The sequence below is a fragment of the Pseudomonas sp. WP18 genome (assembly GCF_036689585.1).
Classification (GTDB): domain Bacteria; phylum Pseudomonadota; class Gammaproteobacteria; order Pseudomonadales; family Pseudomonadaceae; genus Aquipseudomonas; species Aquipseudomonas chlororaphis_E.
The window spans coordinates 2,067,710-2,080,025 of record NZ_CP144758.1 but is presented as its reverse complement, the minus strand read 5'-3'; the positions used below and the strand labels follow the sequence as shown (position 1 = coordinate 2,080,025).

Below are 12,316 nucleotides of genomic sequence, written 5' to 3'. Positions count from 1 at the left end.
GGCCTCAACGGTTGGCGTCGGAGTGCGTCATGGCGGTATAGAACAGCCACGACACCAACAGAATGATCAGGAAGTACACCAGGGAAAACGCCGCTGCCGGGCCCAGGTCGAATTGGCCGATGGCCATCTGCGTCAGGGTCTGGCTCAGGAACGTGGTGGCATTGCCCGGCCCGCCGCCGGTGAGCACGAACGGCTCGGTGTAGATCATGAAGCTGTCCATGAAACGCAGCATCACCGCGATCAACAGCACGCTCTTCATCTTCGGCAACTGGATGTGCCGAAACACTGCCCAGTTGGAGGCCCGGTCGATCCGCGCCGCCTGGTAATACACGTCGGGAATCGCCCGCAGCCCCGAGTAGCAGAGCAAGGCCACCAGAGACGTCCAGTGCCAGACGTCCATCACCAGCACGGTGACCCAGGCGTCCATGGTGTTGGCCGCATAGTTGTAGTTGATGCCCAGGGCGTTGAGGCTCGAACCCAGCAGGCCGATGTCGGCGCGGCCGAATATCTGCCAGATGGTGCCCACCACGTTCCACGGAATCAGCAGCGGAATCGCCAGGATGATCAGCACCAGGGACGACCACTTGCCCTTGGTCGGCATGGTCAGGGCGATGGCGATGCCCAGCGGGATCTCGATCAGCAGCACGCACGCCGAGTAGATGAACTGGCGCAGCAACGAGTCGTGCAGGCGCGGATCGAGCAGCACCTGCTTGTACCAGTCGGCACCGACGAAGTAGCGGCTGGACTGGTCGAAGATGTCCTGCACCGAGTAGTTGACCACCGTCATCATCGGGATCACGGCGCTGAACGCCACCAGCAGGAACACCGGCAGCACCAGCCACCAGGCTTTGTTGTTCTGCACCTTGTTCATGGCTGCACCTCGCTCAACGGTTCCAGCAGGTATTCATCGGCATAGACCATCAACCATTGGGCCGGAAAACTGATGTACGCGGTGCCTTCCGGCACAGGCTTGTCTTCGGCCAGGCGCACTTTCAAAGGCGCGCCATCGAGGTTGAGGGTCAGGATCTTGTAAGTGCCCAGGTCTTCGACGTGGACGACTTGCGCGCGCATCGCGTCGTCGTAGGGGCCGTCCCAGACATGGACGAACTCTGGCCGGATGCCGACCTTCAGGCGCTTGCCCTGGGCCTCGGCCACGCGCTGTTGCAGGGGGCCCGACAAAGGCAGGTGGGTCGAGGCAAAACCGACGCCTCCGGGTTGCGCCGTGACCTCGATGAGGTTCATTCCCGGGCTGCCAATGAAATAGCCGACGAAGGTGTGGCTCGGACGCTCGAACAAGTCCCGGGGCGTGCCGAACTGGACGATCTGGCCGCCATACATCACGGCGATCTTGTCGGCGAAGGTGGAGGCCTCCAACTGGTCGTGGGTGACGTAGACCATGGTGATGTTGAACTGCTCGTGGATCTGTTTGAGCTTGCGCCGCAGCTTCCATTTCAGGTGTGGGTCGATCACCGTCAGCGGTTCGTCGAAGAGGATCGCTGACACGTCGTCGCGCACCAGCCCTCGGCCCATGGAGACTTTCTGCTTTTCGTCGGCGGTGAGGTTGCGCGCCTTCTTGTCCAGCAGGTTCTGCAGGTCGAGGACTTCGGCTATTTCCTGCACCTTGGTGTGGACCCGCGCCTCGGCCAGCCCCTGGTTGCGCAGCGGGAACGCCAGGTTGTCGAACACTGTCATGGTGTCGTACACCACCGGGAACTGGAACACCTGGGCAATGTTGCGCCGCTCCGGGCTCAGCTCGTTGACGGCCTTGCCGTCGAACAGCACCTGGCCCTCGGACGGGCTGAGCAGGCCGGAAATGATGTTGAGCAAGGTGGATTTGCCACAGCCCGAAGGCCCGAGCAAGGCATAGGCGCCGCCCTGCTCCCAGATGTGGTTCATCTCGCGGATCGCATAGTCTTCGGGGCTCGCCGGGGTGCTGGTGTAGCTGTGGGCGAGGTTCTGCAAACGAATTTCAGCCATCAGGCAACCCTCGCGATGCGCTGGCCCGGCGCCTGGACCAACTTGCCCTGGGCATCGAAGACAAACAGTTTATGGGTCGGGATGTAGATGCGGATCGGCGCATCCACGTCGTATTCATGGACGCCGGGCAAGTGCAGCACCAGCAGGAAATGCTCGTTGCGCACATGCAGGAACGTTTCCGAACCACTGATCTCGGCCACCTCCACGGTCACCGCCAGCTCGAGGTCATCGTCGTTGCTTGGCACCAGGGAAATATGGCTTGGGCGCACGCCGAAACGGAACTCACCTTCGCCCACCGGCCGTAGGTCGACGTTCAGCGGGAAGTGCACGAAATTGGCGAAACTCACCTCGTTGCCCGCGATGCGGCCCGGCATGAGGTTGATCGGCGGCTCGGAAAACAGCTCGGCGGCCAGCACGGTTTGCGGCTGGTGGTACACCGAGGACGATTTGCCGCTCTGGATGACCCGGCCTTCGTGCAGGATCGTGGTGGTACCGCCCAGGGCCAAGGCCTCGTTGGGCTCGGTGGTGGCGTAGACGGCGATGGTGTGGCGGGCCTGGAACAACTCGCGCATTTCCTGGCGAAGTTCCTCGCGCAGCTTGTAGTCGAGGTTCACCAGCGGCTCGTCGAACAGAATCAGCTCGGCGTCCTTGACCAACGCCCGGGCCATGGCGGTGCGCTGCTGCTGGCCGCCGGACAGCTCCAGCGGATGGCGCTTGAGGAACTTCTCGATGCGCAACATCCTGGCGGTTTGCAGCACCTTGTCCTGGATCACCTCGTCGGACACACCCGCCTGGCGCAGCGGCGAGGCGATGTTTTCGAAGACGGTCATGGTCGGGTAATTGATGAACTGCTGATAGACCATCGACACGTTACGCAGCCGCACGGGCTTGTTCGTGACGTCGACGCCGTTCATCAGCACGCGTCCGCTGTCGGGCTTGTCCAACCCGGCCATCAAGCGCATGAGGCTGGTCTTGCCGGACAGCGTGCGGCCCAGCAGGACGTTGAAGGATCCGGGTTCGAAACTCAGATTGGCATCGTCGATCCAGGTCTGGCCTTCGACGGTGCGACAGATGTGCTCAAGCTTTAATGACATGGCTCGGCCTTTTTATTATTTGGAGTCAAGCGACCCGAGCTTCAAAGCGAAAGCCGTGCCAGAAAATGCAAGCCATTGATCTAGCTGCGTCTACCTGGGATTTCTCAAAGTTACGTGTTCGTTGATGAACAAAAGTGAACAACTCGGATTGAACAACTGAACAGTTCGAGCCTTGACAATGAACAAATTTGAACAACACTGACTGGAATGCTTTAGCCGGGCCGCAGGCAATCCTCCTGTGGGAGCGGGCTTGCCCGCGAAGCGGTATATCAGCCGACACGTGTATAGCTGAGCCACCGCTTTCGCGAGCAAGCCCGCTCCTACATGGGAATGTGAATTGAGTCTTATCCAGACCTGCCCCTGCACAAGGAGTATGTGCGAGACTCACCACCACAATAAAAACAGCACCTGCGAGAGTGCCCCATGGCCGCACCTGCCCCCGCCTTGTCCCACGAGGCCATCATCCAGGCCTCCTGGTCCCGTTGCCGCGCTTTCGGCCTGAACCATCAGAGCATACCGGCCTTCGACCCGCTGCCCGCCGATGGCATCGCCCAGTTGCTGGAGAGCCAGCACTCACTGGTGCAGACCACCCACCAGGAAGTCTTGCCGTACTACGAGAACATCCTGAGCAACTCCAATTGCCTGATCATGCTGGCCGACAACCAGGGCCAGGTCCTGACGTCCTGGGGCACCCAGCGTTTCATCGAACCCAAGCTGGCCCACGGTTTCAGCGCCGGGGCGAGCTGGATGGAACGCTGCACCGGCACCAATGCCATCGGCACCGCGCTGGCCTGCGAGCAGGCCGTGCACATCGAGCACGATGAGCATTTCCTCAAGGCCAACCGTTTCATGACCGGCTCCGCCGCGCCGATCTTCGACGCCGAGCGCAAGGTCATCGCCGTGCTGGACGTCTCCAGCGACAGCTACCTGCCGCCCTCCCACACCCTGGGCATGGTCAAAATGATGAGCCAGACCGTGGAGAACCGGCTGATCCTCAACCTGTTTCGCGGCGAACACTTCCAACTGACCTTCAACACCGGGCTGAACAACCTGGACAGCCAATGGGCCGGGCTGCTGATCTTCGACGAGAGCGGCCAGGTGCTTTCCGCCAACCGCCGGGCCGACAACCTGCTGGGCCTGAGCCTGTCACGGGTCAGCATCGAAAGCCTGTTCAAGGTTTCGTTGCTGGAACTGCTGAACCAGCCCGATGGCCTGCCGTTCGCCCTGCAAGCGTCTGGACGCAACCGCTTCCAGTGCCTGCTGCGGCGGCCGAGCCAGGTCTCGATCAAGGCGCGGGTATTCACCGAAGCCCCCCCTTCGCCGGCCCCCGCGCCTGCCGCCAACGTCATCCACCTCAACACTCTGCACTTCGGTGACAGCCGTGTGGAAAAAGCCGTGCGCCAGGCCGAGCGCCTGCTGGAGAAAGACATTCCGCTGCTGATCCATGGCGAGACCGGCGTCGGCAAGGAAGTGTTCGTCAAGGCCCTTCACCAGGCCAGTTCGCGCTGCAAACAACCGTTCATTGCCGTCAACTGCGCAGCGATTCCCGCCGAGTTGGTGGAGTCGGAACTGTTCGGCTACGAAAAAGGCGCCTTCACCGGCGCCAATCAAAAGGGCAGCATCGGCCTGATCCGCAAGGCCGACCGCGGCACGCTGTTCCTCGACGAGATCGGCGACATGCCCCTGCCGACCCAGGCTCGGCTGCTGCGGGTGTTGCAAGAGCGCTGCGTGCAACCGGTAGGCAGCGCCGAGCTGTTCCCGGTGGACATCCGCATCATTTCCGCCACCAACCGCTCGCTGCGTGAACAGGTGCAATTGGGGCGCTTTCGCGAAGACTTGTACTACCGCATCGGCGGCCTGACCCTGGAACTGCCACCGCTGCGCGAACGCAGCGACAAACAGGCCCTGTTCAAACGCCTTTGGGAACACCACCGTGAACCGACCCAATGGGCCGGCCTGAGTCGGGAGGTGCTGGAACTGTTCGACCGCCACCCGTGGCCGGGCAACCTGCGCCAAGTCAGCAGCGTGCTGCAAGTCGCCCTGGCCATGGCCGAGGAACAGCCGATCCGCCCGGAACACCTGCCGGACGACTTCTTCGTCGACCTTGAAATGGAGCCGGTAGACACCCCCGAACCGCTGGCGGTGGACTTGAACGATGCCGAGGACTTGAACAGGCAGTTACAGGCCGTCGGCGGGAATATCTCGCATCTGGCGCGACGGCTGGGGGTCAGCCGCAACACCTTGTACAAGCGCCTGCGCCAACTTGAAAACTGAGACGAAACCTGTGGGAGCGAGCTTGCTCGCGATAGCGTCAGTTCAGCCAATAATGCAGTAATTGACAGGCCGTCATCGCGAGCAGGCTCGCTCCCACATAAGGTTCGTTTCACTGACTGTCCAACGTGTCAGTCGAACGCGCCGTTCAGCACTTCATAGATAATGCCGCTGGCGATGGCCACCAGGATCAGGTCGGTGCCTACCTGCTGCCATTCATAACCGTCGTAGTGCGGCAACCGGCCCAAGAGGCGTGAATCGAGTTTCTTGGCAATGCCCGGTGGCAGCGGCTTGCCCCGGGCGAGGTTTTTCTGGATCCCCGGCGGCAACGCAGGCCCCGGACTCCAGTAGTCACGATAGCCACCGATCACACCCAGCACGCCGCCGCGGTCGATACTGGGGCCGTTATGCCAGTCGCCGCCACCTCGGTTACCCTGCCCTCCCGGGTTGCCTTGATTGCCCTGATCGCCCTTGTGGCCTTGCCCACCCTTGCCTTGGCCATGGCCGGGCCCTTGGTCGAATGGGGCATTGCCCTTGCCGTTACCTGGGTCTGCCACGACAACCCCAGGCCCGGCCACCAGGGCGAAGCAGGTCAGTACAGCCATCAACGAGCGCGATTCAAACATGATGGTTCTCACTAAAAAGGGAAGATGGCTGCCTATATAGACGCCAAGGATGATATTAGTCGCCTATCACGCTACACGCCGCTGGCATGGCTGTTGGTCGCCGTGCTGGCCGCGCCCATCGGCAACAGGTCAGCCTGCAGCTGGCATGCGCCACCAGTTTGATCGGCATCGCCGTGATCGTGATGTACAGGAACGCGACACCCGCGCCAGGCGCCTATGGCGTCGATTCGCAATAAGCGGCACGGGTACCAGCTGGACGGCGACTCGAATGTCCCGGTTTGTATTATCAATGACTTATTGCTAAGGCATGGTTGGCACGTTGCAGCGTCGTCGCGGGGTCTGGGCTAGGGCTTCCACGGCAAACCGCCATCCGTCGCCTCTCCAATAACAAGATCAACCGGTGACCGTGTCTGGCTTAGGGTTTGCTTCGGCTTGCTCCAGCAGCCAAGAACGACGTGATTCTGACGCGGCGGCAAATCAATCAAGGCTAGGGTCAGCAAACGGAGATGTACCGTGTCAACTCTCAACGAAATCGCAGCGAACCACGCGAGAATGGCAAAGGCAAAGGAAGAAGAGTCGATACGGCTGGGGGCGCTCCAGGGGCAAATAGTCGGTAGCTTTGAAATTTCGCCGATTGAGGAGAAACAGCCGATACCGTTGCACTTCATGGCGGGTGTACCGGAACATGGCTTCGCAGAGGCCGCTGCGCTGGCGTTCTGACGGGCGACGCGAATACTGCTTCTTGTGGCGAGGCTGGCGCCCTCGCCACGGATTCCTGCTTCAGGTGAGAACTCTGCGCACAGTGATGCCCATCACAAATTGAACGGCCGCTTCAGCGAGCAGGGGCATTTTTCCATCCGAACGATTATAAAGCCGAGCACAGGATTTCTCGGAAGAACAACTTCGTTTAATGGAACACCAGGAGCAGCAAAAAATGAGCGCAACCGAACACGTGCACAACAGCGCAAAATACAGCGCCAAATGGCAGGAACGCTTCAACTTCTTTGACACCTATGGCGCGCCCACCGACCCGCGCTACAAGGAAGCCCTCAAGAAGCTGCCCGGCTTCAAGAAAAAAATCCTCATCAATGCCAACGTGATCGCGTTTTTCTTCGGTCCCATCTACCTGTTCGTACTGGGCCTGTGGAAAAAGAACCTGGCCCTGCTGGGCATCATATTGCTGGTCAACATTGTGCTGAGCGTGATCTTCGCGGCCCTGGGCATGGACTTCCCCAAGCCGCTGAACGCCGGCCTGAACGGTGCCACCTCGGTGATGTACGCCATCATGACCAACTACGCCTACTACTTGAAAGAAGTCAAAGGCGAGCAAGGCTGGAACCCGTTCCAAGGGATGAGTTTGCGGTAGCGATTTTGCTTGGCGAGGGCCCGCACTTCTCCACGGATGTGCAGGCCCTCGCGCCTCAAGCTATTGAGGCCCGCGAAACTGATGACGGGTATTGCCACTCACGACAGTGTCGAAGTAGTTCTTGAACGCCTCTTCGAACAAGGCTGAGGCGGGGAACACGAACAGTGAATGTTCAGGTACTCAATAGCATCAGGGAAACCGGCGCAGGCCAGACTTGGGGCTCCAAAAACCCGGCGCAGTGGCCGGGCTTCAGGAGCAAAGGCATCATCATCGAGGGTCGGGATGCTCGGTCGTCACCGAATCGGCGGCATTCACATCGGACATATCCTCTTCGATAGGTGCGTCGTCGTCCGGCGGCAGCGGGACTTCAGGTGCATCCTTGCTGGGGTCGTGACCTGTTTCGTTATCCGTGCCGCGCGTGACTTCCTGCTGGGACCTGTTTCCAGGCGCATTTTCGTCGATTTCCATGCTGGCTCTCCATTCTGGCGCGCGGGACAGCCGCGCTAAAACATAAGAGGCAGCGGAACATCGCAAGTGCGGGGCAATGGATGAACGGCGCAGGGCGTTGTGGGTGCTCAACCGTTCTATTCCAGCACTCACGAAGAACCGGGCGGAATGCCGTCCTTGTTGAAATCCTTCAGACGCTCACGCTCTTGCTCAGTGGCATGAGCCGGCGTGTCATTGTTGGGTTGTTGCTGTTCTTTTTCATCTGCCATGGCGTTGCCCTCCGAGTGATACCCCGTTGGGCTGCCGGCGGTACCGGCAGTTCAATTTGTTTCGAGTGGCCGGGCAGGCTGCGCCGAGAGCGGAACATCGAAGACCCGATCGAACGCCCACTGGAACACCAGCGAATAAAAAAAGAAGAACACGAACAACCCCAGGTTGGTCACCAGCGCCAGCCACAGGCTGACGCCCAGCCACGCCGCGATCACCGGGGTAAGGATCAGGGTCAAGCCACCTTCGAACCCCAAGGCGTGAAGCAACCGTCGCCGCCAACTGCGATGACGGTTGTGCTGACGGCGTTCCCACCATTCGAACAGACCGTTGAAAAGCATGTTCCAGGCCAGTGCGACGACAGAAATCACCAGCGACAACAGGGTCGAATAACCCATGCCCTGGTCATAGATCAGCGCCAGCGCCGGTGCCACGAACAGCATACCGCCGGCTTCATAGAGTACGGCCTGGAGGATTTTACGGGGCGCGCCTTGCATGGGGTGATCTCCTGTTGGCAGTGCGGGACCACAGCCTGGCAAGTTGAGCCGACGCGTACAAATGAGCTAAATTGAGCCACGCTCAACCCGAGTAATCCAGCCGCCCATGTTTGCCAAACTGCCCCTCACCGCCTTGCGCGGCTTCGAGTCTGCCGCACGGCTGGGCAGCTTCAAGGCGGCGGCCCAGGAGCTGCACGTCAGCCCGGCGGCGATCTCCCATCAAGTCAAGAGCCTCGAGGCATTCCTGGGCGTGCGATTGTTCGAACGCTCCAGCCAGAACGTGCGCTTGAGCGCCGACGGCGAGCGCCTTCACCCACAATTGCACCGCGCCCTGCTGGACATCCAGCACGGCTTGCAGGCGCTGTCACCGCCCTGCGCTTCACAGTCGCTGGTGGTGAGCACCACCCCGGCGTTCGCCAGCCTGTGGCTGATCCCTCGGCTCGGGGATTTTCATCGGTTATACCCGGACATCGACGTGAGGCTGCACAGCAGCAACGAGGTGGTCGACCTGCTCCGCGACGCCAGCATCGACCTGGCCATCCGCGCCCAGTTCACGCCTGATCCTCAGCTGTTCCAGCAACCGTTGCTGGAAGAGTTCTTCGGCGCCTACTGTCGCCCCGACTGGCAACCGCCCACCGCCGACTCACCCGTGGAGTTGATCGACGTGCCCTGGCTGAGCAGCTCAAGCGCAGCGGTCGACTGGCCGACCTGGTGCGCCAAGGCAGGCACCCCGGACTGGTTGGGTACCGCGCGCTTTCGACGCTACGACGAGGAACAGCACGCCCTGCAGGCCGCCATCGTCGGGCATGGACTGGTGCTTGCCAGCAATGTATTGGTTGCCGAAGCGGTCGCACGTGGACAACTGGTCGGCTATCGGCCTGACATTCGCCTGGCTGGCGCGCGATACAGCGTAGTGTGCGTGCCGGGGCGGGAGCGCCAGTCGGTGGTGCACAGGTTCAGTGAGTGGTTGCGGGAACAGGCGCTCATGGCGCAGGCGGGGCATTAACCCGGGGCCCTACACTGTCTTCAGGTCAATGAAGAACCCTGCGGCTCTCGCCAATCCTGATGCGATCGAGCGCCCTGTTCAAAGCATCCAAAGCGCCCAATAGCGCCTTCGCCTCGGCTTCCCGACCGTCGCCCCAAACACGTTCCGCCATCTTGTTCAACGCCTGGATAGAGCGCTCAATGTCGGCAGCCGTCACGGCGGTGCTTTCCTGATGTTTCTTCGGCATTGCCTTACTCTCTTCGGAACCTGGATCAAGACGCTCCACTGTACGCTGGGCTCATGTGCAAGCCGAGCCCTATACTTGCGCTGGACTTTCCGAACGTCTACCCAAAATGCGCCCAGGGAGATGACCGATAGGAAACCAAGGACTGACAAGGGGAAGCGAGCAATGAGTACGCTTGAAAGAGCAATATCGATTTCCGCGCTGGCCCATGAAGGGCAAGCCGATAAAGGGGGGGCTCCTTATATCCTGCACCCGTTGAAAGTCATGTTGCGTCTATCCGGTGACGAAGAACGCATCGTCGCGGTGTTGCACGACGTCGTCGAAGACACTGCCGTTACCTTGGCAGACCTGCGCGATGCAGGCTTCAGCGAAGCGACTCTGAACGCCATCGATTCACTCACCAAGCGCGACGGCGAAACCTATCAGGCCTTTATCGAACGCGCCGCACGTGACCCTATGGCGCGCCGGGTGAAACTGGCCGACCTGGCGGAGAACAGTGACTTGTCACGCCTGGGCACGCCCGGCCAAAAAGATCTGGAGCGCATCGCGAAGTACCGCAAGGCCATCGATTACCTGGCAACGCAAGCGTGACACCCCTGACCCTTATCACGAGCAGAAGTGGGAGATGATCCCCAACGCCAGATCAGGGCTGCACTTGCGCTGCAAGTGACTGGATCATTTACTGATTACCGCTTTAGTAACGTCGCATATTTTTTCAACACGTCAGATTCAGAGAGGCCTGCGACGATCTCCAGCAGCTTCTGGTTGTGCTCCAGATACAACACGTTGTATTTCAAATCAACGGGAAACGTGAGATTGGCAATAGCTGCTGCGGGAAGCTCGAATACCACCGTCACAACCTCCCCACGAGTAGGGCCTAACGTGCCTATTTTGTAGAACGTCTTCCCGTCGGAAATTTGTACATCGGAACTGCCCTGGGCCCTGTAGGACACCTCAAGGGAAGCACCTTGCTTCAAGGAGCTCAACTCTTCGATCGTCTTTACCTCCACCCTGAAGGGTGCATGGTTAAACGCCCCTGCTGCTTCGACTATTTTCCTGAAATCAGTCCGTGGCTGTTTCGACTCTTTGTACGGCTCGGACCAATTCATGTCCACAGACACGATCAGACTTGCATCCCGAGTAATATCATGGTCTCCAGGCGTACCGGGAAGAATGCTCCTCGAAACATCCTTCGCAGCCAGTTTTATAGAAAAAACATCTAGCGTTTCATGGGTCAGATAAAATCTAAATAGCACATCGAGCCTTGAAGGAGCCAGAGAGTACGCCGAAATCGGCCCGGGGTATTCAGGGCGTTGAATTACATAGCTTTGGATATTTTTTTCAAGCCAGGCAACTGATCGAGTAGCCAGTCGCAAGGGTGCCTTGCTTTTAGAAAACTGCGCATAATCATACAAGGCAATGGTTGCAATCAAATTACCATTCAGCACCGCAATCCGTTCGTTTACCGGATACTCTTCAAACAACACATCCTTGCCAACAGTCCTGGCAAAACCTCCTTTGTCAACGGGCATCGAGTATGACAAATAAATCGCTTCAGCCTTGTTTTTGTAGTAGATGTTTCCCGTCTTTTTTGCCATTTCCATATAAAACTCAAGCGCAATGCCTTGGGTAAAAGCAGATACCCAAGGCGCCCTGAGCTGGAAAGGCCACGCATCTATGTAATCATCCATAAAGGCATAAAAGAGACCGCCATCTCTCATCTTTTCAAAAACTCTCAACTTTTCTTCACACACCACAGCACCGGCAAGGTCTCCGGACAGTGCCGCCTCAAGACCCCGTATTGCCAGCTTGCTTGGGGACCTGAAATTCTTTGTCCGACTGGACATCCCCACTGTCGCATCACACTCCTTGCTGGTTCCAAATGCCCAAGGATAATTGGGCGAGCCCTCTGCATAAAACTTGAGTAGATCTGACTGCTGCGCTTGTACAGAAACACAGGACATCGCCAAACAGAAGAAAAGAAACAGCAGTTTTTTTGAGTTTATTAGCATAGTCACGTACAGCCTTATAAAAATCCCACGCAAGATCATCAGTGCGCCCATTAACCACCCCCCAGCCTACCCCCAGCTCGCGGACGAAACAGAGTTGGTCCATCAGGAAGATTTGGCGCAGACGTCTCAACGCCGGCTATAACAGAAACCAGCGCGGAGCTCCAGACAACCCTACTTGAGCCCCCCATTGCAATTTTTCGTATGCAGTGCGGGCCTCGAATCGCCCCCTGCATTCCGCTCAACGGATGATAGGACCAAACCCCTCATTTACAAGAAATTTAATCGACGCACAGCGGTGGAAATCCCCAGAACGCTCCCAAAAAATCGATGAATTGTCGAAGACTCCTACAGCGCTCTCCCATTGGTAACATCCACACTGGCCTCATTGCCTCCAGCTGCTACGCTCAGTCCCGAGGTGCAACCCCACCATCCAGCCTAGAGGATGAAAAACCCGAAAGCGTGCACGCTAAGCGCACGTGACCGCAACCTTGAATGAGAAACAGCTGCCGGACAGCAGCTTGATAATGTAC

General features: G+C 59.0%; 13 protein-coding genes. 5 read left to right on the top strand and 8 right to left on the bottom strand.

What is annotated here, in order from left to right; all coding sequences use genetic code 11:
* Positions 1 to 4: 4 nt before the first annotated feature.
* From V5F23_RS09175 to V5F23_RS09165, 3 genes are read right to left on the bottom strand one after another with little or no spacing between them, the layout of a single operon-like run.
* Entirely contained in the window at positions 5 to 871 is an 867-nt protein-coding gene (locus V5F23_RS09175; protein WP_042728292.1) for a sugar ABC transporter permease, read from the bottom strand.
* Positions 868 to 1,977 (bottom strand): ABC transporter ATP-binding protein, encoded by a 1,110-nt coding sequence (locus tag V5F23_RS09170; RefSeq protein ID WP_042728291.1) that lies wholly within the window; start codon positions 1,975 to 1,977, stop codon positions 868 to 870. Before V5F23_RS09170 ends, V5F23_RS09175 begins: the two co-directional genes overlap by 4 nt.
* Complete coding sequence (locus V5F23_RS09165) at positions 1,977 to 3,071, bottom strand: ABC transporter ATP-binding protein (RefSeq protein ID WP_042728290.1); 1,095 nt, start codon at positions 3,069 to 3,071, stop codon at positions 1,977 to 1,979. The genes V5F23_RS09170 and V5F23_RS09165 overlap by 1 nt, the downstream gene beginning before the upstream one ends.
* A 423-nt stretch (positions 3,072 to 3,494) precedes the next feature.
* Between V5F23_RS09165 and V5F23_RS09160 the strand changes: the two genes are divergently transcribed.
* Positions 3,495 to 5,345, top strand: a complete 1,851-nt coding sequence (locus V5F23_RS09160) for a sigma-54-dependent Fis family transcriptional regulator (RefSeq protein ID WP_042728289.1) — start codon at positions 3,495 to 3,497, stop codon at positions 5,343 to 5,345.
* Between the two features lie 128 nt (positions 5,346 to 5,473).
* Here V5F23_RS09160 and V5F23_RS09155 read toward each other — a convergent pair whose 3' ends face one another.
* The gene (locus V5F23_RS09155; RefSeq protein ID WP_042728288.1) at positions 5,474 to 5,968 is read right to left on the bottom strand and encodes an anti-virulence regulator CigR family protein; all 495 of its coding nucleotides are present in this window, start codon (positions 5,966 to 5,968) and stop codon (positions 5,474 to 5,476) included.
* Positions 5,969 to 6,481: 513 nt separating this feature from the next.
* Between V5F23_RS09155 and V5F23_RS09150 the strand changes: the two genes are divergently transcribed.
* A complete protein-coding gene (locus tag V5F23_RS09150) occupies positions 6,482 to 6,688 on the top strand; it encodes a hypothetical protein (protein WP_042728286.1) in 207 nt (68 codons plus the stop codon).
* A gap of 214 nt (positions 6,689 to 6,902) precedes the next feature.
* Complete coding sequence (locus V5F23_RS09145; protein ID WP_042728304.1) at positions 6,903 to 7,334, top strand: DUF2628 domain-containing protein; 432 nt, start codon at positions 6,903 to 6,905, stop codon at positions 7,332 to 7,334.
* A gap of 267 nt (positions 7,335 to 7,601) precedes the next feature.
* On the opposite strand, the gene V5F23_RS09140 is transcribed toward V5F23_RS09145, so the two are convergent.
* Positions 7,602 to 7,802 (bottom strand): hypothetical protein, encoded by a 201-nt coding sequence (locus tag V5F23_RS09140; protein WP_042728285.1) that lies wholly within the window; start codon positions 7,800 to 7,802, stop codon positions 7,602 to 7,604.
* A gap of 299 nt (positions 7,803 to 8,101) precedes the next feature.
* Entirely contained in the window at positions 8,102 to 8,545 is a 444-nt protein-coding gene (locus tag V5F23_RS09135) for a PACE efflux transporter (RefSeq protein ID WP_338498117.1), read from the bottom strand.
* A 106-nt stretch (positions 8,546 to 8,651) separates the two neighbouring features.
* Here V5F23_RS09135 and V5F23_RS09130 point away from each other — a divergent pair, with 106 nt between their 5' ends.
* Positions 8,652 to 9,551 (top strand): LysR substrate-binding domain-containing protein, encoded by a 900-nt coding sequence (locus V5F23_RS09130; protein ID WP_338498116.1) that lies wholly within the window; start codon positions 8,652 to 8,654, stop codon positions 9,549 to 9,551.
* 25 nt (positions 9,552 to 9,576) lie between these two features.
* Here the strand turns inward: V5F23_RS09130 and V5F23_RS09125 are convergent, their stop codons facing one another.
* Positions 9,577 to 9,777 (bottom strand): hypothetical protein, encoded by a 201-nt coding sequence (locus V5F23_RS09125; protein WP_338498115.1) that lies wholly within the window; start codon positions 9,775 to 9,777, stop codon positions 9,577 to 9,579.
* Positions 9,778 to 9,939: 162 nt separating this feature from the next.
* Here V5F23_RS09125 and V5F23_RS09120 point away from each other — a divergent pair, with 162 nt between their 5' ends.
* On the top strand, positions 9,940 to 10,365 hold the full coding sequence (locus V5F23_RS09120; RefSeq protein WP_338498114.1) for a GTP pyrophosphokinase: 426 nt from the start codon (positions 9,940 to 9,942) through the stop codon (positions 10,363 to 10,365).
* A 95-nt stretch (positions 10,366 to 10,460) separates the two neighbouring features.
* On the opposite strand, the gene V5F23_RS09115 is transcribed toward V5F23_RS09120, so the two are convergent.
* The gene (locus V5F23_RS09115) at positions 10,461 to 11,837 is read right to left on the bottom strand and encodes a D-glucuronyl C5-epimerase family protein (protein ID WP_338498112.1); all 1,377 of its coding nucleotides are present in this window, start codon (positions 11,835 to 11,837) and stop codon (positions 10,461 to 10,463) included.
* Between the last annotated feature and the right edge of the window lie 479 nt (positions 11,838 to 12,316).